At 58.3% G+C, this 25,718-nt stretch carries 39 protein-coding genes and 1 pseudogene; 3 read left to right on the top strand and 37 right to left on the bottom strand.

Translation table 11 applies throughout. The annotated features are described in order from the left end of the window. Position 1: 1 nt before the first annotated feature. From rfbD to rfbB, 3 genes are read right to left on the bottom strand one after another with little or no spacing between them, the layout of a single operon-like run. Entirely contained in the window at positions 2-898 is an 897-nt protein-coding gene (gene rfbD / locus AB4Y89_RS02695; RefSeq protein ID WP_442299366.1) for a dTDP-4-dehydrorhamnose reductase, read from the bottom strand. Beyond that, on the bottom strand, positions 898-1,773 hold the full coding sequence (gene rfbA / locus AB4Y89_RS02690) for a glucose-1-phosphate thymidylyltransferase RfbA (RefSeq protein WP_442299365.1): 876 nt from the start codon (positions 1,771-1,773) through the stop codon (positions 898-900). The genes rfbD and rfbA overlap by 1 nt, the downstream gene beginning before the upstream one ends. Continuing rightward, the gene (gene rfbB / locus AB4Y89_RS02685; RefSeq protein ID WP_442299364.1) at positions 1,774-2,862 is read right to left on the bottom strand and encodes a dTDP-glucose 4,6-dehydratase; all 1,089 of its coding nucleotides are present in this window, start codon (positions 2,860-2,862) and stop codon (positions 1,774-1,776) included. It abuts the gene before it with no gap. 201 nt (positions 2,863-3,063) lie between these two features. Between rfbB and murQ the strand changes: the two genes are divergently transcribed. The 3 genes from murQ (at position 3,064) to murA (ending at position 6,095) form a co-directional block, all read left to right on the top strand. Next, entirely contained in the window at positions 3,064-4,023 is a 960-nt protein-coding gene (gene murQ / locus AB4Y89_RS02680; RefSeq protein WP_147648558.1) for an N-acetylmuramic acid 6-phosphate etherase, read from the top strand. 30 nt (positions 4,024-4,053) lie between these two features. Further along, complete coding sequence (locus tag AB4Y89_RS02675; protein WP_442299363.1) at positions 4,054-4,362, top strand: hypothetical protein; 309 nt, start codon at positions 4,054-4,056, stop codon at positions 4,360-4,362. Between the two features lie 452 nt (positions 4,363-4,814). Beyond that, entirely contained in the window at positions 4,815-6,095 is a 1,281-nt protein-coding gene (murA, locus tag AB4Y89_RS02670) for a UDP-N-acetylglucosamine 1-carboxyvinyltransferase (protein ID WP_442299362.1), read from the top strand. A gap of 88 nt (positions 6,096-6,183) precedes the next feature. Here the strand turns inward: murA and AB4Y89_RS02665 are convergent, their stop codons facing one another. From AB4Y89_RS02665 to tuf, 34 genes and pseudogenes are all read right to left on the bottom strand, one after another. Then, positions 6,184-6,483 (bottom strand): MoaD/ThiS family protein, encoded by a 300-nt coding sequence (locus AB4Y89_RS02665; protein WP_442299855.1) that lies wholly within the window; start codon positions 6,481-6,483, stop codon positions 6,184-6,186. A 5-nt stretch (positions 6,484-6,488) separates the two neighbouring features. Then, on the bottom strand, positions 6,489-7,604 hold the full coding sequence (locus tag AB4Y89_RS02660) for a WD40/YVTN/BNR-like repeat-containing protein (RefSeq protein ID WP_442299361.1): 1,116 nt from the start codon (positions 7,602-7,604) through the stop codon (positions 6,489-6,491). 164 nt (positions 7,605-7,768) lie between these two features. After that, a complete protein-coding gene (gene rplQ, locus AB4Y89_RS02655) occupies positions 7,769-8,242 on the bottom strand; it encodes a 50S ribosomal protein L17 (protein ID WP_442299360.1) in 474 nt (157 codons plus the stop codon). Between the two features lie 127 nt (positions 8,243-8,369). Next, complete coding sequence (locus AB4Y89_RS02650; RefSeq protein ID WP_147648563.1) at positions 8,370-9,455, bottom strand: DNA-directed RNA polymerase subunit alpha; 1,086 nt, start codon at positions 9,453-9,455, stop codon at positions 8,370-8,372. A 129-nt stretch (positions 9,456-9,584) separates the two neighbouring features. Beyond that, positions 9,585-10,214, bottom strand: coding sequence for a 30S ribosomal protein S4 (gene rpsD / locus AB4Y89_RS02645; protein ID WP_442299359.1), 630 nt, complete (start codon positions 10,212-10,214; stop codon positions 9,585-9,587). Positions 10,215-10,334: 120 nt separating this feature from the next. After that, a complete protein-coding gene (gene rpsK / locus AB4Y89_RS02640) occupies positions 10,335-10,751 on the bottom strand; it encodes a 30S ribosomal protein S11 (protein WP_147648565.1) in 417 nt (138 codons plus the stop codon). Positions 10,752-10,754: 3 nt separating this feature from the next. Beyond that, positions 10,755-11,135 (bottom strand): 30S ribosomal protein S13, encoded by a 381-nt coding sequence (rpsM, locus tag AB4Y89_RS02635; RefSeq protein ID WP_263415710.1) that lies wholly within the window; start codon positions 11,133-11,135, stop codon positions 10,755-10,757. 156 nt (positions 11,136-11,291) lie between these two features. Next, positions 11,292-11,405 (bottom strand): 50S ribosomal protein L36, encoded by a 114-nt coding sequence (gene rpmJ / locus AB4Y89_RS02630; protein WP_013569699.1) that lies wholly within the window; start codon positions 11,403-11,405, stop codon positions 11,292-11,294. 51 nt (positions 11,406-11,456) lie between these two features. Continuing rightward, positions 11,457-11,675: a translation initiation factor IF-1 gene (infA, locus tag AB4Y89_RS02625; RefSeq protein ID WP_147648567.1), complete on the bottom strand. Its 219-nt coding sequence runs from the start codon at positions 11,673-11,675 to the stop codon at positions 11,457-11,459. A 70-nt stretch (positions 11,676-11,745) separates the two neighbouring features. Beyond that, positions 11,746-12,495 (bottom strand): type I methionyl aminopeptidase, encoded by a 750-nt coding sequence (map, locus tag AB4Y89_RS02620; protein WP_442299358.1) that lies wholly within the window; start codon positions 12,493-12,495, stop codon positions 11,746-11,748. 11 nt (positions 12,496-12,506) lie between these two features. After that, positions 12,507-13,217: an adenylate kinase gene (locus AB4Y89_RS02615; RefSeq protein WP_442299357.1), complete on the bottom strand. Its 711-nt coding sequence runs from the start codon at positions 13,215-13,217 to the stop codon at positions 12,507-12,509. Positions 13,218-13,222: 5 nt separating this feature from the next. Further along, entirely contained in the window at positions 13,223-14,620 is a 1,398-nt protein-coding gene (gene secY / locus AB4Y89_RS02610; protein WP_442299356.1) for a preprotein translocase subunit SecY, read from the bottom strand. Between the two features lie 75 nt (positions 14,621-14,695). Further along, on the bottom strand, positions 14,696-15,139 hold the full coding sequence (rplO, locus tag AB4Y89_RS02605) for a 50S ribosomal protein L15 (protein ID WP_442299355.1): 444 nt from the start codon (positions 15,137-15,139) through the stop codon (positions 14,696-14,698). Between the two features lie 119 nt (positions 15,140-15,258). Beyond that, positions 15,259-15,441: a 50S ribosomal protein L30 gene (gene rpmD / locus AB4Y89_RS02600; RefSeq protein WP_147648572.1), complete on the bottom strand. Its 183-nt coding sequence runs from the start codon at positions 15,439-15,441 to the stop codon at positions 15,259-15,261. 3 nt (positions 15,442-15,444) lie between these two features. Continuing rightward, positions 15,445-15,954, bottom strand: a complete 510-nt coding sequence (gene rpsE, locus AB4Y89_RS02595) for a 30S ribosomal protein S5 (protein ID WP_442299354.1) — start codon at positions 15,952-15,954, stop codon at positions 15,445-15,447. 43 nt (positions 15,955-15,997) lie between these two features. Further along, entirely contained in the window at positions 15,998-16,363 is a 366-nt protein-coding gene (rplR, locus tag AB4Y89_RS02590; protein WP_442299353.1) for a 50S ribosomal protein L18, read from the bottom strand. A gap of 44 nt (positions 16,364-16,407) precedes the next feature. Further along, complete coding sequence (rplF, locus tag AB4Y89_RS02585; protein WP_442299352.1) at positions 16,408-16,947, bottom strand: 50S ribosomal protein L6; 540 nt, start codon at positions 16,945-16,947, stop codon at positions 16,408-16,410. Between the two features lie 176 nt (positions 16,948-17,123). Further along, positions 17,124-17,522, bottom strand: coding sequence for a 30S ribosomal protein S8 (gene rpsH / locus AB4Y89_RS02580; protein ID WP_442299351.1), 399 nt, complete (start codon positions 17,520-17,522; stop codon positions 17,124-17,126). A 138-nt stretch (positions 17,523-17,660) separates the two neighbouring features. Then, complete coding sequence (locus AB4Y89_RS02575; protein WP_147648577.1) at positions 17,661-17,846, bottom strand: type Z 30S ribosomal protein S14; 186 nt, start codon at positions 17,844-17,846, stop codon at positions 17,661-17,663. A 22-nt stretch (positions 17,847-17,868) separates the two neighbouring features. Continuing rightward, positions 17,869-18,417: a 50S ribosomal protein L5 gene (rplE, locus tag AB4Y89_RS02570; protein WP_442299350.1), complete on the bottom strand. Its 549-nt coding sequence runs from the start codon at positions 18,415-18,417 to the stop codon at positions 17,869-17,871. Between the two features lie 91 nt (positions 18,418-18,508). Further along, a complete protein-coding gene (gene rplX / locus AB4Y89_RS02565; protein ID WP_442299349.1) occupies positions 18,509-18,832 on the bottom strand; it encodes a 50S ribosomal protein L24 in 324 nt (107 codons plus the stop codon). A 269-nt stretch (positions 18,833-19,101) separates the two neighbouring features. After that, positions 19,102-19,473, bottom strand: coding sequence for a 50S ribosomal protein L14 (gene rplN / locus AB4Y89_RS02560; RefSeq protein ID WP_442299348.1), 372 nt, complete (start codon positions 19,471-19,473; stop codon positions 19,102-19,104). Positions 19,474-19,536: 63 nt separating this feature from the next. Further along, entirely contained in the window at positions 19,537-19,857 is a 321-nt protein-coding gene (rpsQ, locus tag AB4Y89_RS02555) for a 30S ribosomal protein S17 (protein WP_147648581.1), read from the bottom strand. Between the two features lie 3 nt (positions 19,858-19,860). Next, positions 19,861-20,145 (bottom strand): 50S ribosomal protein L29, encoded by a 285-nt coding sequence (gene rpmC, locus AB4Y89_RS02550; protein ID WP_442299347.1) that lies wholly within the window; start codon positions 20,143-20,145, stop codon positions 19,861-19,863. A gap of 33 nt (positions 20,146-20,178) precedes the next feature. Next, positions 20,179-20,610, bottom strand: coding sequence for a 50S ribosomal protein L16 (gene rplP / locus AB4Y89_RS02545; RefSeq protein WP_442299346.1), 432 nt, complete (start codon positions 20,608-20,610; stop codon positions 20,179-20,181). A 115-nt stretch (positions 20,611-20,725) separates the two neighbouring features. Beyond that, entirely contained in the window at positions 20,726-21,394 is a 669-nt protein-coding gene (rpsC, locus tag AB4Y89_RS02540; protein WP_442299345.1) for a 30S ribosomal protein S3, read from the bottom strand. A gap of 73 nt (positions 21,395-21,467) precedes the next feature. After that, entirely contained in the window at positions 21,468-21,968 is a 501-nt protein-coding gene (rplV, locus tag AB4Y89_RS02535; protein WP_442299344.1) for a 50S ribosomal protein L22, read from the bottom strand. 47 nt (positions 21,969-22,015) lie between these two features. Further along, positions 22,016-22,297 carry a 30S ribosomal protein S19 gene (gene rpsS / locus AB4Y89_RS02530; RefSeq protein WP_147648586.1) on the bottom strand — a complete coding sequence of 94 codons (282 nt, stop codon included), beginning with the start codon at positions 22,295-22,297 and terminating at the stop codon, positions 22,016-22,018. Positions 22,298-22,314: 17 nt separating this feature from the next. Beyond that, entirely contained in the window at positions 22,315-23,139 is an 825-nt protein-coding gene (rplB, locus tag AB4Y89_RS02525; protein ID WP_442299343.1) for a 50S ribosomal protein L2, read from the bottom strand. Between the two features lie 95 nt (positions 23,140-23,234). Continuing rightward, a complete protein-coding gene (locus tag AB4Y89_RS02520; RefSeq protein ID WP_147648588.1) occupies positions 23,235-23,528 on the bottom strand; it encodes a 50S ribosomal protein L23 in 294 nt (97 codons plus the stop codon). Next, the gene (gene rplD / locus AB4Y89_RS02515; RefSeq protein WP_442299342.1) at positions 23,529-24,200 is read right to left on the bottom strand and encodes a 50S ribosomal protein L4; all 672 of its coding nucleotides are present in this window, start codon (positions 24,198-24,200) and stop codon (positions 23,529-23,531) included. 144 nt (positions 24,201-24,344) lie between these two features. Then, entirely contained in the window at positions 24,345-25,088 is a 744-nt protein-coding gene (gene rplC, locus AB4Y89_RS02510) for a 50S ribosomal protein L3 (RefSeq protein WP_442299341.1), read from the bottom strand. A gap of 66 nt (positions 25,089-25,154) precedes the next feature. Further along, entirely contained in the window at positions 25,155-25,475 is a 321-nt protein-coding gene (rpsJ, locus tag AB4Y89_RS02505) for a 30S ribosomal protein S10 (protein WP_147648591.1), read from the bottom strand. Positions 25,476-25,585: 110 nt separating this feature from the next. Beyond that, positions 25,586-25,718 (bottom strand): annotated as a pseudogene (gene tuf / locus AB4Y89_RS02500) (elongation factor Tu); the annotation flags it as partial.

Here is a 25,718-nt window from a genome sequence, read left to right as displayed (position 1 = left end):
TTTAGATTTCAAGCATCGCTGCTCGCAGCGAGTCCTGCCATGCCGGCATGGTAAATCCGAGCATCCGCTGCAACAGTTCACAATTTAAGCGAGAGTTCCCTGGCCTTCTGGCGGGCGTTGGATATTCCTCGGTTCTGACCGCTGTGAGTTTTGCCCAGGATTGCGCTGGCTCCTTCTCCTGGGCCAGCGCCAGGAAGGCCCGCGCAAAATCAAACCAGGTGGTCTCTCCGGCGTTACTGGCGTGGTAGATACCGCCTAAGCGTCGAGCCTCGGTGAGGTAATCTCCCGTTGCCTCACAACGACGAATAGTGTGCAGTGTGAGACGGGCGAGATCGCGCGCCCATGTGGGAGCTCCGTGCTGGTCAGCCACAATACGCAGCTCTTCTCTCTCCCGGGCAAACCGCAGGATAGTCCGGACAAAATTTTTGCCGGTAGAGTTGTAGACCCAACTCGTCCGGAAGATGAAATACGCCGCTCCAGTTGCCGCAAGTGCACGTTCGCCTGCGAGCTTGCTGGCGCCATAAACGCTCAACGGCCCCGTTGGATCCGTCTCGACATATGCCGTGTTCCCTACTCCGGCGAAAACGTAGTCCGTCGAAAAATGGACCACAACGGCATCGAGAGCCGCAGCCTCTTCTCCGAGAACCTGAGGCAACTCAGCATTAAGCCGAAACGCCATCTCCGGCTCCTGTTCTGCCTTGTCCACGGCCGTGTAGGCCGCTGGATTGATAATCCAGCGTGGCCTCAGTGAGCGGATATATCGCCTCACGGCATCCAGATCGCTTAGATCGAGCTCGTGCCGCCGCGGTGCGGCCACCGTAGTTCCAAGTTGATTCAGCATCGGCTCAAGCTCACTGCCGACCTGCCCGCTGGCCCCGGTCAGAAGAAACGGCCCCATCAGAAGATCCGTTCTTTCAGGATGCGATGAAGATAGTTGGCATAGCTGCTCTTACCGATCTTCTTCGCCAATGTCCCAAGCTCTTCGCTTGAGATCCACTTCTTGCGAAATGCGATCTCTTCCGGACAAGCCACCTTCAGACCTTGACGATGCTCGATGGCATGGATAAATGTTCCCGCCTCAAGCAAGGAATCATGCGTTCCGGTATCGAGCCAAGCCGTGCCACGGCCAAGGTTCTGTACCGCAAGCTCTCCACGTTCCAGGTACCACCGATTCACATCTGTGATTTCCAGCTCACCGCGTTCCGAAGGCTTAATGGAGCTGGCAACCCGAACGATCTGAGAGTCGTAAAAATAGACCCCGGTAACGGCATACGACGACTTCGGTTCCTTAGGCTTCTCTTCGAGAGAGATCGCATTTCCCGCGGCGTCAAACTCCACCACGCCATAGCGCTCCGGGTCAGAAACCCTGTATGCGAATACGGTGGCACCATTCGTTTTCTGCGAGGCCGCCTGTAGCTTTTTGGGTAACTCGTGGCCGAAGAAAATGTTGTCGCCAAGCACCAGGCAACATCCCTCACCGGCCAGAAAATCCCTTCCAATCAGAAATGCCTGTGCCAGGCCATCGGGACTCTCTTGCACCGCATATTGAAACGACAGTCCCCATTGGCTGCCGTCTCCCAATAGTTGCTCAAATCGCGGCGTATCCTGCGGCGTCGAAATGATGAGAATCTCGCGGATGTCAGACAACATCAGCACGGACAGCGGATAGTAAATCATTGGCTTGTCGTACACAGGCAACAGTTGTTTTGACACCGCCTGCGTTACCGGATACAGCCGCGTACCAGAACCTCCGGCCAGAATGATTCCCTTCATCTACAACTCCGCCTTCCGAAATCCATAGTTCTTTTCAATCCACTGCTTATAGACACCGCTCGTGACGTTTTCGGTCCACGTTTTGTTAGCTAGATACCACTCCACCGTCTTCCGGAGGCCTGTCTCGAAGCTCTCAGCCGGTTTCCACCCCAGCTCCCGCTCGACTTTTCTGGCATCAATGGCATACCGTCTGTCGTGGCCTGGGCGATCCGTCACGAAACGGATGAGCTGCCGATGCGGCCGGAAGGCAGATTCCGGAACGAGTTCGTCCAGCAGTTCGCAGAGGAACGTCACAACTTCCAGATTCGTTCGCTGGTTGCAGCCTCCGATGTTGTACGTCTCGCCCACTGTTCCTTGTGCCAGCACCGTCCGAATAGCAGAGCAATGGTCCTTTACGTATAGCCAGTCCCGAACCTGCAAACCATCACCATACACCGGCAGAGGCTTCCCCTCCAATGCGTGGGTAATCATCAGCGGAATCAGCTTTTCTGGGAAGTGATATGGCCCGTAGTTATTGGAACAGTTGGTCATCAACGTCGGGAGACCGTAGGTGTGATGCCACGCTCTGACGAGGTGGTCACTTGCGGCCTTGCTCGCCGCATAGGGGGAGTTTGGCGCGTATGGCGTTTCCTCGTGGAAAGCCGGATCTTCCGCCTTCAGTGTCCCGAAAACTTCATCGGTAGACACATGATGGAATCGGAAGCTCTCTTTTTCCTCCCCTGCAAGTGTCCGATAGAAGGCCAAAGCACCTCGTAACAGTTGGAAGGTCCCGTCGATATTGGTCTTTAGAAATGCCTCCGGCCCGAGGATAGAGCGGTCAACATGGCTCTCGGCGGCGAAATGGACAATTGCCCGCGGGCGGTGACGCTTCAACAGATCGGCGACCAACTCCCCGTCACAGATATCCCCGTGGACGAAGGTATAGCGGGGATTGTTTTCCAGAGACGCCAGGGTCAGCGGGTTTCCGGCATACGTCAGCTTATCGAGATTGATGACTGGCGACGACTCCGTCTCAATCCAGTCCAGTACGAAATTGCTTCCTATAAAACCGGCCCCACCGGTCACCAGAATCGGTTTGATTTCCGTCATGCGTAGCGCTTTGGCCCTCTTCCTCAGCTGCCTGCCCGGCAAGCCACTTCCTCAATAATCTTTGGATTATCTCTAATATTCTACCTTCCCGGAGAGGGCGTATCACTTCCGTAACGGCCATCCACAACACACATCTGTCGCATCCAAGTAACTTAGGACTAGAATGGTTCCGCCTGTATCGATACCCTTATGCCAGCGCTCATGACCGAACCCCTTGCAGCTCCCGCCGCCAAATCCACAGAACGTGAGCAGTTCGACCTGCAGGCACTCGTCACGGAGCGGCCGAACGAAGCATCCGAAGGCTTTGACACTAAAAGTGCGCTTGAGATTGCCCGGATCATTAATCACGAGGATGCAAAGGTCCACCTGGCAGTCAAAAAAGCGCTTCCTGAGATCGCTCTGGTGATCGACCAGGTTGCCCGCGCCCTGCGCGATGGCGGCCGGCTAATCTACGTTGGGGCCGGCTCTTCAGGGCGCATCGCTTCACTGGATTCCCAGGAATGCCCTGCTACCTTTTCGACGCAGCCTCAGCAGATCCAGTACCTGATGTGCGGCGGCCCAAAAGCTCTTGCCTCTGCCGCTGATGTCAATGAAGATTCCCCGGAGATGGGCCAGCGCGACATTGCCAAGCGCCGCCCAACCAGAAAAGACATTGTGATCGGTGTCTCGGCCTCGGGCCACACACCGTATGTTGTCGGCGCCGTAGACTATGCCCGCCAGCGCGGAGCGCGGACCGCCGCCGTGGTATGCAATCCCAATAGCCGTCTTGCTGAGGTCTCCGATATCTGTATCGTTGCCGACGTAGGTCCTGAGGTCATCTCCGGGTCGACCCGCATGAAAGCGGGTACAGCCCAGAAAATGATCCTGAACATGATCACGACGGGCGCGATGACTCGTCTGGGCTATGTGTACGAGAACCTGATGGTGAACGTCCACATGAAGAATGCCAAGCTCGTCGAGCGCGGTATCAACGTGTTGCAGCGGGTGACAGGCGTCGATCGTGAAACCGCCATCCGCGCCATCAAGTCAGCCGGTAAATCCATCCCTATCGCGGTCGTCATGCTGAAGGCCGGCGTGGACAAGATGGAGGCCGTCCGCCGCCTTTCCAAGTCGGATGGCAATGTCCGTTTGGCGATCGAAGACTCCCGCCTTGAGCTGTAGGACGGCTTGCCCGCTCTAACCTCGGGAACTATGAACAGCCATCCAAAACTCGAATTTCTTGTAGAGTTCGACGACTATACCGCCTGGGAAGTAGAGCAAAAGGGATGGTTCGGAGCATGTGTTTTGCGCTTTCCCGATGGTTCCTCCCTTCCGGTCACATTCTTTGATCCAGTGCGCCTGCAGCAGGAAATCGACTTCACATTCAAGCAGGGGGCGACCTGTTTCAGCGAAGCTGGCTTGATTGTGATTCCGACCGTGACAAAAGAAAATATGCTCACGGCGATAGAAAGTCTGAACGCCACAAACGATTTCGTGGGGATGGTTCGTTCCATTCTGTGAAGCACTCTGCTCTTTGCGGTCAACGCCTCCGCCTCACACTCTCGCTCACGGCTACGCTGGGTGCCAGTTGTCATCTGCCTTCTGGAACACCATTTCACCCTTTCGCCGTTCCATCCTGAGACCTACCCGGCGATGCTTCCGCACAAATGCGGCAAGCTGTTTCTCGTTTGCCTTTCCTGGTTCAGCATTGAGCTATTCCGTATCGCAAAGGCGTTTTCTACCAGAGCACTTCATCACGCTGAGATCTAGAGCATTTTTCCTGTTGCTGGTATCCCGGAAGGGATGTGCAGCGGCGTTTTCATTGCGGAAAACGCCCATAGATCGGAACCCCTCAACTACACCTACAGTAAAAATGATCTAAGCCCTGAACCAGCCGAAGCACTCCCTTCCACAACGTAACTCCGTAGAATCAAAGAGGCGTTTACTGATTCGTTAAGGTATCTCGTTGGCTCATGGATAAGTTTGTTATTCGCGGCGGTAACCCGCTCCTCGGCACCATCAAAGTCTCTGGAGCCAAGAACTCCGCTCTCCCCTGCATGGCTGCCGCCATCCTTACCGAGGATGAGATCATCCTCGAAAATATTCCCCAGGTTCGCGATATCGAGACCGAGCGCAAGCTGCTGGAGTCCATGGGCGCCAACGTGGAACTCGGATATGGCCGGGCTCAGCACCGTACCAGCATCCAGTGCGCAAATCTCTCTGACCCGGTCGCCAAATACGAGATCGTAAAGACCATGCGCGCCAGCTCGCTGGTGCTTGGTCCACTGATTGCCCGGACCGGTATGGCGCGCGTCGCCATGCCCGGAGGATGCGCCATCGGCGGCCGCCCTATCGACCTGCATCTGGCGGCACTGGAAAAGATGGGCGCCACCATCACTTACGATCACGGCTACATTGAGGCCCGCACGCAACGCCTGAAGGGCGCACATATCGTCTTCGACAAGATCACGGTTACGGGTACCGAGGACATCCTGATGGCCGCTGTTATGGCCGAAGGTGAGACCTTGCTCGAGAACTGTGCCCGCGAGCCGGAAGTTACTGACCTGGCAGCACTGCTCACAGCGATGGGAGCCCAGATCGAAGGCGCGGGGTCATCGACCATTAAGGTAAAGGGAGTCGACAAGCTCCACGGCGCACGCCACCGCATCAATCCTGACCGCATCGAAGCCGGCACCTTCCTGATTGCCGGCGCCATCACCGGTGGTGACCTGAACGTCGACTCCTGCAACCCAGAGCATCTGGGCGCCGTCATCGGCAAACTGGAGTCCGCCGGAGCACGCATTGATGTCGGTCGCGAGAGCGTTCGAGTCCGCAGCGAAGGTCACTTGAAGCCGGTGGACATCTCCACCGAAGAGTACCCGGGATTCCCTACCGATATGCAGGCCCAATACATGGCGCTTGCGACGCAGTGCGATGGCACCAGCATCGTTACCGAGAACATCTTCGAGAACCGCTTCATGCACGTTCAGGAACTGAATCGCATGGGCGCCAATATCCGCACCGAGGGACGTGTAGCCACCATCGTCGGCAAGACTCCGCTGCAGGCAGCAGCCGTCATGTGCTCTGACCTGCGTGCTTCGGCCTCTCTGGTGCTTGCCGCCCTGGTTGCCGACGGTGAAACCATCCTGGACCGCGTTTATCACATGGATCGCGGCTACGAACGCATCGAAGAGAAGCTTCGCGGCGTCGGCGCCCAGATTCGCCGCATGGGCGACGTCTTCGGCAAGCGCTAGAGCACCTGTGTGTACCTGCTGAATTAACCACAGAACTGGATGCCCTACCCGTTGCATCGCAATGGGTGGGGCATTCGATACAAACTGATTACCCGCCGGCGATTGCTCCTATCACCAGCAGCGGCTCTTTGCCGTTCACGATCACTCCCGGCAACACGGCATCCATGCCGACATGCGACCAGTCCTCCTCGCAGACAAAGAAGCGGAGCCACGCTCTCCTCTGCTTCGTCTCGTGCTCACGGATGGTGCCTTCCAATGCGGGGTAATCGCGTTCCAGTACCTCCAGAACGGCAGCAATCGTCACCGGAGCGGCATCCACCGCTACCGTCACTTCATGGCCGACACCTGCGAGCCTACAGAGATGGGCCGGCAATTCCACCCGCACCATCGCACTCACGGCAGCGTCTGAGCCTCCACGGAAAGCACCGCAGGCAGATCCCGCACAATTGCCTGCCAGTTCTCGCCACCATCGGGCGATGCATATACCTGTCCTCCGGTTGTGCCGAAGTAAATGCCGCACTCATCCATGCGGTCGACAGACATGGCGTCGCGCAGAACGTTCACGTAGCAGTCCTTCTGCGGAAGCCCCCGGCTCAACGGCTCCCACTCATTCCCTCCTGTTTTGCTACGGAAGACTCTCAACTGTCCCTCCATGGGAAAATGCTCGGAGTCGCTCTTGATGGGCACTACAAAGATGGTCTCAGGCTCGTGCGCATGTACATCGATGACGAATCCAAAGTCCGTTGGCAGGTTGCCGCTTACCTTTGACCAGTTCTCGCCGGCATCATCGGTCCGCATCACATCCCAATGCTTCTGCATAAACAGGGTCTTTGGTTTGGATGGATGCATGGCGATATGGTGCACGCAGTGCCCGACCTCAGCCGTCGGATTAGGGATGTACTTCGAGTGGAGTCCCTTGTTGATCGGCTTCCAACTGCCGCCGCCATCATCGGTACGAAACGCGCCCGCCGCCGAGATCGCAATGAACATCCTCTGTTCGTCGGTGGGGTCGATCACAATCGAATGCAGGCACATGCCGCCGGCGCCCGGCTGCCAGTCTTTACCTGTGCCATGCTTCCGGAGCTCCGGTAATTCACTCCAGGTTGTGCCGCCATCTGTGGTCTTGAACATGGCGGCATCTTCTACACCCGCGAAGACCGTATCCGCGCAGCTCAGAGAAGGCTCCAGGTGCCAGACGCGCTTGAACTCCCATGGGTGCGGTGTGCCGTCGTACCACTGGTGCGTTCCGGCTTCTCCTTCATAGAGAAACTTGTTGCCGGCGACTGTCCAGGTCTTCCCGCCGTCGTCGGAACGTTGCAGCACCTGACCAGACCAACCTGAGCTCTGCGACGCCCAGATACGGTTAGGATCTACCGGCGAGCCCTTCATGTGATAGATCTCCCAGCCGGCGAAGAACGGGCCTTCCACCGTCCAGTCCTGACGCTTCCCGTCTGAAGTCAGCACAAAACCGCCTTTTCGCGTTCCGACCAGTAGACGTACTGTGCTCATGCGCTAAATCCTCCGGCAGGAGGTTATCAGGCCGGGGGCGCCCGCGGAAATAGTGCTCGCTGTCTATGTTGAAAACCTCATGCGTCAAAGCAAAAAAAAGAGATTGGCAGAAAACGAAAAAGCGCGCCCGAAGGCGCGCTTTTGTTGCTGTAAATTCCTGTTGCTTAGGCCGCGTTCTCGCCGCCGTCAGCCTGCTGCTGTTCCTCAAGCTGCTTCTGCAGCTCTTCGCGCTTCTTGGCCTTGGCAGCTTCGCGCTTTTCGCGCTTCTCGCCGAGCTCAGCCTCAGCACCCAACAGCTCGATGAACGCCTTCTCACCGCCGTCTCCCTTGCGGAAGCCGGTCTTGGTGATGCGGAGATAGCCGCCGTTGCGATCGCCGTAGCGCGGAGCCACGGTGGCGAACAGGCGGTCCACAGCCTGCGGCGTCTGCAGGAAGGCAGCAGCCTGGCGGCGGGCGTGCACGTCACCGCGCTTGCCCAGCGTGATCATCTTCTCAACGAGGGGGCGGACAGCCTTGGCCTTGATGGCCGTGGTCTCTACGCGATCCTCAAGAATCACGGACGTCGTCAGGTTCCGCAGCAGAGCGCGGCGGTGGCTGGTGTTGCGTCCGAGTTTGAATCCTCCATTACGGTGGCGCATATCAATTCTCTCTCTTCGAAGTTGTCAGTTCTCAGTTGCCGATGCTCTGACAACCTCGGAAATCTGGGTGTTACCTGACACTTTCCGCCAGTTGCCCACGCTAGAGAGCAACTGGCGGGTAAGCGTCTTAGAAGTTCTCAGTCTCGCTGCCCGGCAACGAGAAGTCGTCGTCGTCCTCATCGTCAAACGAGCCATAGCTCGCAGCCAGAGTGGCAGCCGGAAGCACGGAGGTCGGTCCGGGAACGGGGTTGCCGTTCTCGTCGATCTTCATACCCAGCGAGAGGCCCATCTGAGCGAGGATCTCCTTGATCTCGTTCAGCGACTTGCGGCCGAAGTTCTTGGTCTTCAGCATCTCGGCTTCCGTCTTCTGGATCAGCTCGCCGATGGTCTGGATACCCGCGTTCTTCAGGCAGTTGTAGCTGCGGACGGAGAGCTCAAGCTCTTCGACCGAGCGGTTCAGATTCTCGTTGCGGATAGCAGGGCCGTCCGCGCTGCCGTCCAGACCGGTCTCCAGCTCTTCCTCAAAGTTGATGAAGATGGTCAGGTGGTCCTTCAGCAGCTTGGCAGCCAGGCCTACGGCGTCAGCCGGAAGCACGGTGCCATTGGTCCAGACTTCGAGAGTCAGGCGATCGTAGTCGGTGATCTGGCCCAGACGAGCCGCGTCCACCGAGTAGTTCACCTTGCGGACCGGGGAGTGAATCGAGTCAACCGGGATAAAACCAAGACCGAGGTCGGAATCGAAGTTCTTGTCCGCCGAGACATAGCCACGGCCACGCTTCAAACGCATCTCCATGTCGAGCTTGCCGCCCTCGGAGACCGTCGCGATGTAGACGTCCTTGTCCAGGATCTCGACGTCGCCATCTGCTTCGATCATGCCGGAAGTAACAACGCCCGGCTGGTCCACATGCAGGTACAGAGCCTTCGGTCCGTCGCCGTTCAGCTTGAACGGGATCTGCTTCAGGTTCAGAATGATGTCCGTCGCGTCCTCAACCACACCGGTGATCGACTGGAACTCGTGCAGTACGCCCTCAATACGAACAGCGGTCACAGCCGCGCCCTCGATTGATGAGAGCAGCGTGCGGCGCAGTGCGTTGCCGATGGTCGTACCGAAGCCGCGCTCAAAAGGCTGCGCGCTGAACTTTCCGTACTTCTCTGTCAGTGTCTCGCTGTCAACAGCAAGACGCTTGGGCTTTTGGAAACCTCTCCAAAGCATGTATCGATCCTTTCTTCCGGCTACTGTCCGCGAAGCATTCTGCGGTCCAGGCGGGTGTTACACGGTTGAGTATTTAGTTGTGGGGTCAATCAAAGGGCTACGCGGCTATGCCACGCAGCCCTTCAACCATTACTTCGAGTAAAGTTCGACGATCAGCTGTTCGTTGACCGGGATCTGGATATCCTCGCGCTTCGGCAAAGCAATAACCTTGCCCGAGAAGTTGTCGCGATTGATCTCCAGCCACGCAGCCTGGGTCTGACCGGAGGCAAAATCCTTGGCAGTCTCGAGCAGAACCAGCTTCTTCGCGTTCTCGCGGATCTCTACCACATCGCCCACCTTTACCTGGTAGGAGGGGATGTTCACCTTGCGGCCGTTGACGGTCACATGACCGTGACGGACGACCTGACGGGCCTGACGGCGGGAGATTGCAAAGCCAAGGCGAAAGGCCACGTTGTCCAGACGGGTCTCGAGCTGCTGCAGCAGCAGGTCGCCGGTAACGCCGGTCCTGCGGCTAGCCTTCTCGTAGTATGCGCGGAACTGGCCTTCGAGCGTGAAGTAGATACGCTTTGCCTTCTGCTTTTCGCGGAGCTGCAGACCGTAGCCAACGATCTTGGCCTTACGGTCACGGCCGTGCTGGCCGGGGGCAAAGTTACGCTTCTCGATCGGGCACTTGTCGGAGAAGCACTTGGGTCCCTTGAGGAAGAGTTTCATTCCGTCGCGGCGGCAAAGGCGGCAGACGGGTCCAGTATAACGAGCCATTTCTATCAATCTCCTAAGACTTCAGGTGTCGATCGCTTTACACGCTGCTCGAGCGCTTCCGTCGCGATCCATAAACGAGGTTGCACGGTGCCGGCTCTTCTGGATCCGGCACCGCAGAAGTTATACGCGGCGGCGCTTCGGCGGACGGCAGCCGTTGTGCGGAATCGGCGTGACGTCACGAATGCTGCGGACCTCGAGGCCAGCGGCAGCCAGTGCGCGAACGGCTGACTCGCGACCCGAACCGGGGCCGGCGACGCGGACATCGACCGACCGAAGACCATGATCGCGAGCCATGTTGGCGGCGTTCACAGCGGCCTGCTGCGCGGCAAACGGGGTTCCCTTACGCGAACCACGGAAGCCCAGCGAGCCCGAGCTCTTCCAGCTAAGCGTGTTGCCCTGCTGGTCGGTGATGGTGACGATGGTGTTGTTGAACGAAGCCTGAATGTGGACCAGACCATACGGCACATTCTTGCGTTCGCGCTTCTTGAACTTCTTATTCTTACCGGCCTTGCCGGCTGCGCTCTGCTGTTTTGCCATGGTTTACTTGGTCGCTTTCTTCTTGCCGGCAACCGTGCCCTTGCGGGGGCCCTTACGGGTGCGAGCGTTGGTGTGGGTGCGCTGACCGCGAACCGGGAGGTTGCGGCGGTGGCGGATACCACGGTAGGACTGGATTTCCATCAGGCGCTTGATGTTCAGCGAAACTTCCTTGCGGAGATCGCCTTCCACCGGGGAGCCCTGCTCAATCGTCTGACGGATGCGGTTCAGCTCGTCTTCGCTCAGGTCCTTCAGCTTGCGGAACGGATCGATGTCCGCAGCCTTCAGGATGGTCAGCGCGCGAGAGTCACCGATGCCGAAGATGTAAGTAAGCGAGATCCGCACCTGCTTGTTCGGTGGAAGATCTACGCCAGCAATACGTGCCATCTGGTTTCCTTCTCTTGGTTGCTTCCGGACGACGTCGTCCTCAGAAGCGGTTAGGGCAGCTTGTTCCCGGGGTTCATCGCACGCCTTGACTTCGGCGAACTCGCCCCATAAATGGGAGTGCTACAGGTTGATTGCCTTGCGGCAGATGCTCCGGGCTTAGCCCTGGCGCTGCTTGTGCTTGGCGTTTTCGCAGATCACGCGCACCACACCACGGCGGTGAACGATCTTGCACTTGTCGCAAATCTTCTTAACTGATGCACGAACCTTCATTACTTCCCTCAGTTCTGATTCTCAGCCACCGTTCCCGGCAACTGTCTTCTGCTACTTGTATCGGTAAACGATACGCCCGCGGGTCAGATCATACGGGCTCAACTCTACCGCTACGCGGTCGCCTGGGAGGATGCGGATGAAGTTCTTGCGCATGCGACCCGAGACATGGGCCAGCACCTGGTGCTTATTCTCCAGCTCGACCTTGAACATGGCATTTGGCAGCGTCTCAAGGACCACTGCCATTACTTCAATCGCGTCTTCCTTCGACAAACCGTCTCCTTTGCAACTACTGTCAGGGTCTTCCCCTGACCTGCCGGGGCTCTACAAGCCCCAAACGTTCTTACCGCGTCAACACCAGGGGGCCATTCTCTGTGATGGCTACCGTGTGCTCAAAATGCGCGCTCAGGCTGCCGTCGACGGTTACTGCGGTCCAACCGTCTTTCAGCACCTTCACCTCATGGGTCCCGGCGTTGATCATCGGTTCAATCGCCAGAACCATTCCGGCCCGCAGCTTGGTTCCCTTGCCGCGCTTACCGTAGTTTGGAACCTGCGGCTCTTCGTGCATGTTTCTGCCGATGCCGTGTCCCACAAAATCCCGTACGACGCCGTATCCCGACGCCTCACACATCTCCTGCACAGCAGCGCCGATATCGCCTAGCGTTGCCCCGACCTGGGCCTCCTGGATTGCCTGCTCCAGAGATGCCTTGGTCACATCCAACAGCTTCCGTGCGGCCGGCGAAAGCTTCCCTATCGGGTAAGTTTCAGCCGCGTCGGAGTAATACCCTTCGAGGATCACGCCACAGTCGACGCTGACGATATCGCCGTCCTTCAGCACCGTCTTTGTGGACGGCATTCCGTGCACGACTTCTTCGTTCACCGATGTGCACAGGCACCACGGGTAATCGTGGTACCCCTTGAAGGCCGGCTTAGCACCGAGCTCGGCAATCTTCGCTTCCGCCACACGCTCAAGATCCATCGTGGTGGCGCCCGGCTTCACCGCCTGACGGATCGCTTCATGTACCTGGCGAAGGATAATCCCCGCCTGCCGCATCTTTTCAATCTCCTGCGGCGTTTTGATCATGATGGCCATTGTCGATCCGCTTACTGCCCTTCGTTTCCTCTTAGCCGCATCAGCGCAGCCACAATCTTTTCAGTAACCACCTCAACCGGGTGATCACCGTCTACTGCTTCAAATCGTCCGAGAGCGCGGTAGTGCTCGATCACCGGTGCCGTCTGCGCGTCGAACACTCGCATGCGTTCGGCGAACTTCTCTTCGGTGTCGTCTGCCCGCTGTTCGAGAGCCGCACCTTCCTTATCGCACTTTCCTTCCACCTTCGGTGGATTGAAATGAACGTTATAGATGGTTTGACATACCGGGCAAGTCCTTCTGCCCGTAATGCGGCCCAGTAGTTGAGTATACCCAACTTCGATACTAACGGCAACGACGGGGAGTCCCGACTGGTTCTTTCCCAGGTGCCCATCCAGCCATTCTGCCTGGGGCAGGGTCCGGGGAAAACCGTCAAGCAGATACCCCCGCGCGGTGTCCGGCTGTTCCAGCCGCTCGGCCACCATCTGGTTGACCAGGTCGTCCGGAACCAGATGTCCAACGGAGACGAGCTTCTGGAACTCCTTCCCCATCTCCGAACCGCCTTTAATGTTGGCCCGGATGATATCGCCGGTTGAAATCTGGGGGACACCCCAGGCCTGCATCAGAATCTGGGCCTGGGTTCCCTTACCGACTCCTGGCGCACCTAACAGCAGAACCGGGCCGGAGATGAATTCCGGCTGTCCCGGAGAGGTTACGCATTCCATTCCCGTTACCAGCTCCGGCGTCCGCGGATACGGCCACTCTTCGGCGTAAAGCCGTCGTAGTGACGCATGATCAGTTGCGACTCGATCTGGTTTACCGTATCCATCGCCACACCCACAACGATCAGCAGCGAGGTTCCACCGAAGTAGAACTGTACGCCCATACCATTGGTAACCCAGGTCGGCAGCTTATCGAACAGGGTGCCAACCAGCCACAAGTGATTCAGGTGGATACCCGAGATCAGGAACTGCGGAATGACGGTGATGATGATCAGGTACAGCGCACCGACCAGCGTAATGCGAGTCAGGATGTCGTTCAGATAATCGCTGGTGCGGCGGCCCGGACGGATACCGGGAATAAAGCCACCGTACTTCCGCATATTGTCAGCGATGTCATCCGGACGGAAGACGATCGAGATGTAGAAGTAGGCGAAGAAGACAATCGCCGCGAAGAACAGGATCTCGTACCACGGCTCACCCGGCTTCAGACCTTCGGTCAGAATGCGCAGGAACTTAGTGTTCTGCACCCACGCTGCATTCGCGAAGAGCAACGGCGCCGAAAGGATCGAGCTGGCGAAGATGACCGGCATTACGCCGCCGGAGTTTACCTTCAGCGGCAGGTGAGTCGATTGACCGCCCATCAAACGGCGTCCTACGATACGCTTGGCGTACTGCACCGGGATACGGCGCTCAGAGCGCTCCACCCAGACAATAAACGCGACCACGGCGATCATACCGGCGACCAGGATCAACAACGCGATCGGAGTGAAGGCTCCCCATGCACGGGTTGTAGCCTTCTCCCACAGATCCTGGATACCGCGCGGCAGGCCGACGACGATACCCGTAAAGATCAGAAGCGACATACCGTTGCCGATACCGCGCTCCGTAATCTGCTCGCCCAGCCACATGATGAACGCAGTACCGGTAGTCAGCGTCAACACCGCCATAGCAATAAATGACCACTTGCCGATGGTCACCATCGGAGCTCCGGTCTGCGAGCTGGTCAGTGTCAGGCCGATAAAGAACGACTGCACGATGGCCAGCAGAACCGTGAGGTAGCGAGTCCACTGCGTGATCTTGCGACGGCCGATTTCGCCTTCCTTCTGCAGCTTGGCCAGCGGCTCATAAATAACCGTCAGCAACTGGAAGATGATGGAGGCGGTGATATACGGCATGATGCCCAGCGCAAAGATCGTCAGCTTGCGCAGGTTGCCGCCGGAAAACAGGTCAACCAGACCCAGCGCGGAACCAGAATTCTGCTGGAAGTACTGCTGCAGCAGATCGGCATTGATACCCGGCGTCGGGATATGTGCACCCAGGCGATAGACCGCCAGCAGGCCAAGCGTGAACAAAACGCGCTTGCGCAGGTCGGGGATACGGAAGATGTTGAGGAACTTATCCAGCATCTGAGAGTGAGGCCTCGAGAACTTCGGGTGAAACGAAGAGAACAAGGCCCGGCGCCATGGCCGGGCCCCTAACCATTAGCTGAGAACGACAGCCTTACCGCCGGCCTTCTCAATCTTCTCCTGAGCAGCCTTGGAGAACTTATGAGCATGCACGGTAACGGCAGTGGTGATCTCGCCATTTGCCAGCACCTTCACCAGAGCGTTCTTCTTCGCTACGCCCAGAGCCTGCAGCTTCTCGATCGTCAGTTCGCTCTCATTCAGAGAAGCGATCGTGTCCAGACCCAGAACCGTGTACTCGGTGCGGAAGATGTTGGTGAAACCGCGCTTCGGAAGGCGGCGGTGCAGCGGCATCTGGCCGCCCTCAAAGCCGCGCATCGTGCGCGAGCCCGAGCGCGAACCCTGGCCCTTGTGGCCGCGGGTCGAGGTCTTACCCATGCCCGAGCCCATACCGCGGCCGACACGCTTTTTGTTGCTGTTGGCGCCCTTCGGCGCGCGGAGATTCGAAAGATTCTTTGCCATTATTTCCTCGCTCAACGCCGGCGAAGAGTGTTCCCTCTTCCCGACTCGCATATGTTTGTGGGCGATGCACTGATTCTACATCGCCCCTGGTTTGCGCGTGAAACGCGCCTTAGTCTGAACTACTCTTCGACGATACGGACCAGGTGCGGAATCGCCTTCACCATGCCGCGGATCGAGGGGGTGTCTTCACGCTCCACAATCTGGTTCAGGCGCGTAAAGCCCAGGCCCTTGACCACCAGCTTGTGCTTCACCGGCGTGGCGATCTTGGAACGGTAGTACTGGATCTTGATGGTCTTTGCCATGATTTAGAGCTCCTCAACAGCCTTGCCACGGAGGGCGGCCACTTCCTGCTTGTCACGCAGCTGCGTCAGGGCAGCAAACGTCGCCTTGACCACGTTGTGCGGATTGGCGGTACCCAGCGACTTAGTGAGAACATTCTGGACACCGGCCGACGTCATGACCGCGCGCACTGCGCCACCGGCGATGACACCCGTACCTTCGGGAGCCGGCTTCAGCAGCACCTGGCCCGAACCGAAACGGCCCAGCACCTGGTGAGGGATGGTCGTATCGGTCAGGTTCACCTTTACCAGGTTCTTCTTGGCCGACTCGATTCCCTTGCGGATCGCCTGCGGAACTTCCTTTGCCTTACCGGAACCGTAGCCGACCACGCCCTCAGCGGGATCGCCCACAACCACCAGCGCGGCGAAGGACATGTTCTTACCACCCTTGACGACCTTGGTCACGCGGTTGATCGCGACGACCTGGTCCTTCAGGTTCAGCTTATTGGCATCAATCTTCTTCTTCAGAGTTGCCATCGTTTCCCTTCAATTCCTTCCGGGCACATGAGCCCTAAATCGTTTAGAACTCGAGTCCCGCTTCACGAGCGGCATCGGCAAGAGCCTTGATGCGACCGTGATAGAGGTAGCCCCCACGGTCGAAGACCACCTTCTTGACGCCCTTTTCCTTGGCGCGCTCGGCGATCAGCTTGCCGACTGCCTTGGCCGCATCGATATTGCCGCCGTTCTTCTTCGACTCGCCCTTCTTGGCCACAGTCGATGCCGAAGCAATCGTCACACCATTGGAATCGTCAATGAGCTGGGTGTAGATGTGGTCCAGCGAGCGGTACACGTTCAGGCGCGGACGCTCGGTCGTACCCGAGAGCTTCTCACGGATACGGGTGTGAACCCGCTTGCGGATTACATTGCGCTGTCTCTGTAGAATCATCGTCTCTCTCCTAGTAGCGGAGGCGCCCTGCGCCCCCGTTCGGTTTACTTAGCGCCGGTCTTACCGACCTTCTTCTTCAGCTTCTCGCCCGTGTAACGGACGCCCTTGTTCTTGTACGGATCCGGCTTACGCAGAGAGCGCATATCCGCCGCTACCTGGCCGACCTTCTGCCGGTCGATACCGGTGATCGTCAGGTGCGTCTGCTTCGGATCGATGGCCACGTCGATGCCCGTAGGCAGCGGGAACTCGATCGGATGCGAGTACCCCAGAGTAAACACCACCACGTTCTTGCCCTTCATCTCGGCACGGTAACCGATGCCGACGATGTCCAGCTCCTTCGTCCAGCCCTTGGTCACGCCCTCGACGGCGTTGAAAACCAGAGCGCGCGCCAGACCGTGAATGGCAGCCTGGGAATCGTTCTCGCGCTCAGCCAGAAGGTGACCATCCTTCTCCACCAGCTTGATACCGGTCGGGAGAAGCGCGTTAACCGTTCCCTTGGGGCCGGTCACTTCGACAATATTGCCGTTCACCTTGTACTTCACGCTCGATGCGAGAGCGATCGGCTTCTTTCCAATACGTGACATTGACTCAATCCTTTATCGGCTTGCGAGTCCCGAGTGGCTTCTGCCACCACTCGTTCCACTGCAGCCAGGCAGCTCATCGCTACCGATTTCCTTACTTCCGGTGCAACGCACCGGTTCAATCTCAACGTGCAGCCACCAGAGGATGCGCGAAGCGCCCTCCGCCTGAACGGCCAGTCCTACCAGACGTTGCAGAGGAGTTCGCCGCCGACGCCTTCTTTGCGCGCCTGGCGACCGGTCATCAGGCCCTTGGGGGTCGTGATGATCGAGATGCCTAGACCGCCTTGAACGCGGCGGATCTCGTCGCGGCCGACATACACGCGGCAACCGGGACGGGAGACACGCTCCAGGTTCTGGATTGCAGCCTCATTGTTCACGCCGTACTTCAGGTACACGCGCAGAACAGTCCTGCCCTCTTCGTCAGAGGTCTTGTAATTGGCGATGTAGCCTTCTTCCTTCAGAATGCGGGCAATCTCTGCCTTCAGCTTCGAAGCGGGAACATCCAGCTTCTGGTGGCGAGCGCGGATCGCATTGCGGATACGTGTCAGGAAGTCTGCTACCGGATCAGTCAGATTCATCGTTTCTCCTTCATCCCCCGTTCGCTCCCGGTCTTCATACCAGGAGAACCAGCGGAGATGTTATGGCGGCTGCGGCTGTTACACCGGCCGCCGAATTTCGTTACGCGCTCACAGGAAGCGCCCGTCGGAACGCCGGCATTACCAGCTCGACTTGACGACGCCTGGGATCTCACCCTTCAGCGCCAGAGCACGGAAGCACAAACGGCAGATGCCGAACTTGCGCAGGAACGCACGGGGGCGTCCGCACAGTTTGCAGCGGTTGTGCTTGCGGCACTTGAACTTGGGCTTACGAGCGTCTTTTACAGCCTTTGCAGTCGTTGACATAGTCTTTTCCTAATCCCTTCCCTTAGTTGCCCTGGCGGAAGGGCATGCCGAAGTGCTTGAGCAGCGTACGCGCGCCGTGGTCATCCTGGGCCGTAGTCACGATGGTGACGTTCATACCCTTCAGACGCTCCACCTTGGAGTAGTCGATCTCCGGGAAGATCAACTGGTCGCGAAGACCGAGCGTGTAATTGCCGCGGCCGTCAAAGCTCTTCGGCGAAACACCCTTGAAGTCACGAACACGGGGCAGAGCGATGGTGATCAGACGATCCAGGAACTCGTACATCGAGTCGCCGCGCAGCGTAACCATCGCGCCGATTGCCTGGCCCTCACGGACCTTGAAGGCTGCGATCGACTTCTTCGCCTTGGTCAGCACCGGCTTCTGACCGGTGATCTGCGCCAGATCAGAGACCAGAGGATCCATGATCTTTGAGTTCTGGGTAGCCTCACCCAGACCCATGTTGATGACAATCTTCTCCAGCTTCGGCACGGCCATCACGTTCGTGATCCCGAGGTCCTTCTGAACTGCCGGCTTCAGCTCTTTGGTGTACTTCTCTTTAAGGCGTGCTGCCATTGTGCTCTTCTCTTTCTCACGGTCCCGGAGTGGACTCCATTCAGAGTCCGTATACCGTTGCGTGGGGTGATCCTAAAATCAGTTTCCGTTCTTACTTCTTCTTGCCAGCCAGCGTCTCACCGGTCGTCTTGGCGAAGCGCTCACGCTTACCATCAACCACGCGGAAACCAACGCGAGTCGGGTTGCCCTGGCCATCCAGCAGCATCACGTTGCTGATGTGGATGGGAGCTTCCTGCTCGGCGATACCGCCCTTGATGTTGCGCTGCGGATTGGGGCGAACGTGCTTCTTCACCAGGCCTACGCCCTCAACCAGAACGCGATTGTTCTCGGAGATGACGCGCAGAACGCGGCCCTTCTTGCCCTTGCTTTTACCGGCGATCACGATCACCGTATCGTTGCGCTGAATATTCGGCATTGCTTGTTGCTCCTTGTCCCCATGCACATACCATGCATGACAGGCCTCGGCGATGTACTGCGCCGGTCAGTCTTATTGAAAGTTTGTTTTGACGGGAAACGTCGGGCGGCTTGCCTTACCCCAAGTTTTTCCGAAAGCCCCGGTCGCATCTGGGTCCCCTTACGGGGTCAGTGGTCACCAAGACCAAACCTAAGAAGAATACCTTAAACCAACAGAAAAGTCATTGGCTGGTTCAGAAGCGGTGTGCTTCGAACCAGCCAGGATATTGCTTAGATGACCTCAGGGGCCAGCGAGACGATCTTCAGGAACTTCTTCTCGCGCAGCTCACGAGCGACGGGACCGAAGACGCGGGTACCCACCGGCTCGCCGGCATCGTTGATCACAACGGCCGCGTTCTGGTCAAAGCGGATGTAGGTGCCATCCTTGCGGCGCGACTCCTTGCGGGTCCGCACGATCACGCACTTTACAACCTTGCCCTTCTTCACGGTGCCATCCGGAGCGGCTTCCTTCACCGCGGCGGTGACCACGTCGCCAAGGCCGGCCTTTTTCCCCAGACCGCCGCCGAGCGGCAGAATCACCTGCAGGCGGCGTGCACCGGAGTTATCGGCCACATCAAGAATCGTTCTCATCTGAACGGACATCTTCGTTCTCCTCAGTCAGCCTGCTGGCTCTTCCGCCGCAGGCTCTCGTCGTTCGGGCCGGAATTACTCAGCCGCAGCTTCCTTGACATCCGGCAACTGGGCCAGGGCCGAGCGGCGGACGATCTCTTCCAGCGCCCAGCGCTTCAGCTTGCTGGTGGGACGGGTCTCGCGGATGCGGACCACATCGCCCACGCGGGCCGAGTTCTGTTCGTCGTGCGCATAGAACTTCTTGTTGGACTTCACAACGCGCTTGTACTTCGGGTGAGCCTTGCGCATTTCGACCGAAACCACGATGGTCTTCTGCATCTTGGTCGAAACTACCTGGCCGACCTTCTCATTGCGGCGCGTCGCCTGCTCGTTCTGCTGTACTTGGGTCTCTGCCATGGGTTAGTCCTTCTTCGCTGCTTTCTTGGTTGCCTTCTTGGCCGCCTTCTTCGCCTTCACCGGCTCGGCCGAAGCCTCGACGGCAGCGGCTCCGCGGACGCCCAGCTGGCGCTCACGCGAGATCGTCTTCAGGCGGGCGACATCCTTCTTCAGCCCGCGCAGCTTCTTTACGCCCTCGTTGTTGCCCAGTGAGCGCTGAAACGTAAGGCGGAACAGCTGTTCGGAGGCCTTGTCGGCCTCGGTCGTCAGCTCCGTATCGCTCAGATTCCGAATCTTGTTCAGTTCCATAACTCTTCTCTCTTATCCCGTCGCCTGCCCGTGTTACTTGGCGGCAACAACCTTCACGTCGTGGCGCTGCACAAACGTCGTCTTCAGCGGCAGCTTGTTGGACGCCAGGCGCATCGCCTCTTTCGCGATCTCGGGTGAAACACCCTCCATCTCGAACAGGATCTTGCCCGGACGAACAACCGCAACCCAGTGATCCAGAGCACCCTTACCGGAACCCATACGGACTTCGGCAGGCTTCTTGGTGATCGGCTTGTCGGGGAACAGACGCAGCCATACCTTGCCGCCGCGCTTGATGAAGCGCGTCATTGCGATACGGCTGGCTTCGATCTGGCGGTCGGTAATGTAACCGCACTCCATCACCTTCAAACCGTAATCTCCGAAGCTCAGCGTCGAGCCGCGCCACGCCTTGCCGCGCATCTTGCCCTTCTGCTGTTTCCGGAACTTAACTTTCTTTGGCATCAACATAGTGAAACCCTCTTCGCTCTTAGCTGCCGGTTACTTCGCCTTTCACCGGCAATACTTGATTCGTCAAAATCATCCAACTGACTGCCGGAGTTCTCCGGCAGCCCATAACCTTGCTTTAGAACACGCCCGAAGTCGTAGCCTGATCGCGGCGCTTCTTCTGCTCGTAGATATCGCCACGGTAGATCCACGTCTTCACGCCGATCACACCGTAGGTCGTGCGAGCTTCGGCAAAGCCGTAGTCGATATCGGCGCGCAACGTGTGCAGCGGCAGGCGACCCTGCAGATACCACTCAGAACGCGCGATTTCGTTACCGTTCAGACGGCCGGAAACACGCACCTTGATTCCCTTGCAACCGAAGCGCAACGCCGAGTCGACGCTCTTACGCATTGCACGACGGAAGCTGACGCGCTTCTCGAGCTGCAGTGCGATGTTCTCGGCGACCAGCTGGGCATCCAGCTCAGGCTTGTTGACCTCGAGGATGTCAATGAACACCTCGCGGTTAGTGCGCTTCTGGATATCGGCCTTCAGCTTGTCGATCTCAGCGCCCTTGCGTCCGATGATGATGCCCGGACGGGCCGTGCGGATGATCAGCCGCAGCTTGTTGCCGGGGCGCTCCACTTCCACTGAGCTCACACCGGCGGCCTTCAGCTTCTCGCGGAGTTCCGCCTTCAGCTTGACGTCCTCGACCAGCAGCTTGTCATAATCGCGCTCCACGAACCAGCGCGACTTCCACGGCTTGTTTACGCCGAGGCGAAATCCGTAAGGATGGACTTTCTGTCCCATAAGCTATCCCTTCACTCCATCCGCGCCGGTCCATCTATTCGGCCGGTCGCGGTCAAATCTAACTAAACCTGCGTTACTTGGCAGCCTTCTTCGCTGCCGCCTTTTTCGCCGGAGCCTTCTTGGCCGCCGTCTTCTTTGCAGCCTTCTTCGGAGCAGCCGCCTTCACCTCAGCCGCGCCAGAGCCTGCAGCCGCACCGGCCCGCTGCTTCTCTGCTACGGTGATGATGATGTGCGCAAGCCGGCGCTGGTAGCGATACGCGCGGCCCATCGGAGCCGGACGGATACGCTTCATACGCGGACCTTCGTTCGCGACAGCCTGCTTCACATACAGGTTGTCCACATCCACATCGAGGCCCTGTTCCTGTGACAGGTAGTTTGCGTTCTGCACCGCCGAACGCAGCACCTTCTCCACCAGCGGAGCGATGCGCTTCTTGGTGAACATCACGGTGGTCAACGCCGCCTCAACACGCTTGCCCTTGATCAGATCCAGCACCAGCTTGGCCTTCTGCGGGCTGGTCCGCTGGAACTTCGCTTCTGCGCGAAACTCGCGGGTCTGTTCTGCTGCCTGTGCCATAACTCTTCTCTCTTATCTTCGGGAGCGCCAAGCGCTCCGCTGATCGTTTACTTCTTCGCCGCCGACTCGGTCTTCGCCGCGTGTCCCTTGAAGGTGCGCGTCGCTGCAAACTCACCCAGCTTGTGGCCAACCATGTTCTCGGTCACGTAGACCGGGATGAACTTCTTGCCGTTGTGAACAGCAAGGGTGTGACCAATGAACTCCGGGTAGATGGTCGAGCGGCGCGACCAGGTGCGGATGACCTTCTTGTCATTCGCCTGGTTCATCGCTTCAACCTTCGTCATCAGGTGGGCGTCGATAAACGGGCCCTTCTTCATCGAACGTGCCATATCTCTTATCCTCGCCTTTACTTGGTCCGGCGGTTCACGATGAAGGCATCGGTCCGCTTGTTGTTACGGGTCTTGTAGCCACGGGTCGGTTGGCCCCACGGAGTCACAGGGTGACGTCCACCGGAGGTCTTACCCTCACCGCCACCGTGCGGGTGATCGACAGGGTTCATCGAGACACCACGGTTGGTGGGACGGATACCGCGCCAGCGGTTCGCACCGGCCTTACCGATCGAGATGTTCTCGTGGTCGGTGTTGCCGACCTGGCCAACGGTTGCCATGCACTCAACTAGCACCTTGCGGGTCTCGCCGGAAGGCAACTTCAGCAGAGCGTAGTCACCTTCCTTGGCGACGAGCTGTGCGCTCGATCCGGCAGAGCGCACCATCTGTGCGCCCTTGCCAGGGCGAAGCTCAACATTGTGCACCGTGGTACCGGCAGGAATGTTCTTGAGCGGAAGAGCATTACCGATCAGGATGTCGGCCTCGGGGCCGCTCATCACCTTCTGGCCAACCTTCAGGCCAAGCGGCTGAATGATGTAGCGCTTTTCGCCGTCAGCGTAGCTGATCAGCGCGATACGCGAGCTGCGGTTCGGATCGTACTCGATCGTCGCCACGGTTCCCGGGATACCGTACTTGTCGCGCTTGAAGTCGATGGCACGAATCTTCTTCTTGTGACCGCCGCCGATGTGGCGCACGCTCAACATACCCGTGTTGTTACGGCCGCCGGTACGCTTCTTCGTCGAGAGAAGCGCCTTGTGCGGCTCGTTGGTCGTGATGTCGTCGTTCACCAGCTTCGTCTGGAAGCGCAGTGTCGGCGTAATCGGTCGAAATGTCTTGATCGGCATTGTCTCTGTTTCCTTGCCTGAGGCCAGCCGCATATTGTTTTCGCGGCTGGCGTCTTGAATCGTTCGGTTGACTCTTCCCTGTCGGGCTTATGGCCTTACAGGTTGTCGATATAATCCGGCATCTTCTCGCCGGCCTTCAGCTTCACGTACGCCTTCTTCCAGTCAGGGCGATAGCCGACAAAACGTCCGCGGCGGCGCTCCTTACCCGTGACATTGCTCGTACGTACAGTGGCAACCTTCACCTTGAAGAGAGCCTCAACAGCCTGCTTCACTTCGGTCTTGGTCGCCTCGGGAGCCACTTCAAATACCAGCGTCCCCTCGGTCTCCTTCACGCCCATGCCCTTCTCGGTAATCAGAGGGCGGCGAATCGTCGTATACAGGGTCGGCATTTATGCGACCTCCTTCACAGCGGGCTTGCGCTTGGATACGGACTTCTTCAGCGTCTCCTGCAGCGCCTCCAGGGCGTCCTTGGAGAAGACTGCATGCTCGTAGCGCAGCAGATCGTAGGGATGAACCTCAGAGCTAAGCACCAGCTCGACGCCATCCAGATTGCGGGAACCGAGGAACAGGTTGTCCGTCAGCTTCTTGCCCGACTCGACCAGCAGAGCCGTCTTCTTGGCATCCAGCTTGTCCAGAGCCTGGCGATAGAGCTTGGTCTTGGGCTCCTTCACCTCAAGGGTGTCAACCACCGTCAGCTTGCCGTCGGCCAGCTTGGCCGCAAGAGCCGAACGCAGAGCGCCCATCAGCTTCTTCTTCGGGAACTGGTACTCATAGCTGCGCGGCTGAGGTCCGTGAACCGTACCGCCATGACGCCAGATCGGCGAACGAACCGAACCCACACGGGCGCGGCCAGTACCCTTCTGCTTCCACAGCTTCTTGCCTGAGCCCGAAACGAGCTTCTTGTTCTTCGTAGCAGCCGTTCCCTGGCGCAGCGACGCACGGTAGTGCTTCACCGCCTCCCACAGGAGGGCCTCGTTCACCTCTGCGCCGAAGACCTCGTCAGCAAGCTGAAACTCGCCGACCTGATCTCCGCTCAGATTCACAACCTTGATGTTTGCCATCTTCTTTTCCTTTTGGCTCCGTTCCATTGCGGAGACCGTAACTTACTGTCTGTTTTCATCCCGCAGTCAGGCCTATAGCCCCGCAGCCGATGGATCTACCGTCCAGATGAAGCACACGAAGTGCATCATCTGGACAGTCAAGCTTTACTTCTTCTTACCAGCCGAAGCCTTCTTCGAAGCCTTCAGCGGGTCAACCGTACCCGAACCACCGAAGCCACGACGCTCACGCGGCGGATGCTTGGCCTTCGAGATCAGCACATAACCATCGCGCGGTCCCGGAACGGCGCCCTCGACCATCAGAAGGTTCTCTTCGATGTCGATGCCGCGGATACGCAGGTTACGAACCGTGACCTGATCCACACCGTAGTGACCCGGCATACGCTGACCCGGGAAGACACGGCTGGGGAACGACGAAGCGCCGATCGAACCCTGGATCTGGAACATGTGACCGTGCGACTTGGGGCCGCCGCCGAAACGGTGACGACGAACGACGCCGGAAAAACCGCGGCCTTTCGAGGTACCGATCACATCTACAAACTTCTCGTCGGCGAAGATGTCGACCATGATACGGTCGCCAGCCTTCACGCCATTTGTATCCTCACCCTCAGCCGCGGGAGTGGCGGCCTCGAGGCCAACCTCCTTCACGAACTTCACGGGAGGAACATTGCTCTTGGCAAAGTGGCCGGTCATCGGCTTGTTCACCTTGCTCGCCTTCACGAACTCAACCAGGCCGATCTGGGCGGCTTCGTAGCCGTCCTTCGCCAGGCTCTTGAGCTGCGTGATTACACAGGGGCCAGCCTTCAACACGGTGATCGGGTGAACCTCACCCTTATCGTCGAACACCTGCGTCATGCCAATCTTCTTGCCCAGAATTCCAGTTACTGCCATCTTCTTCTCTCCTCATCATGCGCCGGCTATCTTCCCAGAGCACTGTAGGTTTTCACTACAAAACTTTTACTTGGTAACGGTCTTGATCTCTACGTCCACACCGGCCGGGAGGTCAAGCTTCATCAGCGCGTCCACTGTCTGCTGCGTCGGCTCCAGAATGTCGATCAGACGCTTGTGCGTACGGATCTCGAAGGCTTCGCGCGACTTCTTGTCGACGTGGGGCGAACGCAGAACGCAGTACTTGTTCTTCAGCGTGGGAAGGGGAATCGGTCCCGCTACCTGTGCGCCGGTACGCTTTGCCGTCTCAACGATTTCGCCCGTCGACGTGTCAAGCACGCGGTAGTCATAAGCCTTCAAGCGAATCCGGATTCTCTGTTGTCCTGCCATCTTCTTCTCTTTTCCTGCTGCAAAGATCTCGTTGAGGTGTGGCTGGTGCTGTTCCACCAGCCACCCTAATTCGGTTGTTTTCGCGGACAGCTTTCGCCGTCCGCGCAGGACTACTTGACGATCTCGGCGATGGCGCCTGCACCGACGGTGCGGCCACCCTCACGGATCGCGAAGCGGAGGCCCTTCTCCATGGCTACCGGCGTGTGCAGCGTTACTTCCAGGCTGACGTTGTCGCCAGGCATC

Source organism: Terriglobus sp. 2YAB30_2 (assembly GCF_052114765.1).
In the GTDB taxonomy this organism is placed as follows: domain Bacteria; phylum Acidobacteriota; class Terriglobia; order Terriglobales; family Acidobacteriaceae; genus Terriglobus.
The sequence above is the reverse complement of the archived record's forward strand: the minus strand, read 5'-3'. Positions and strand labels throughout refer to the sequence as shown.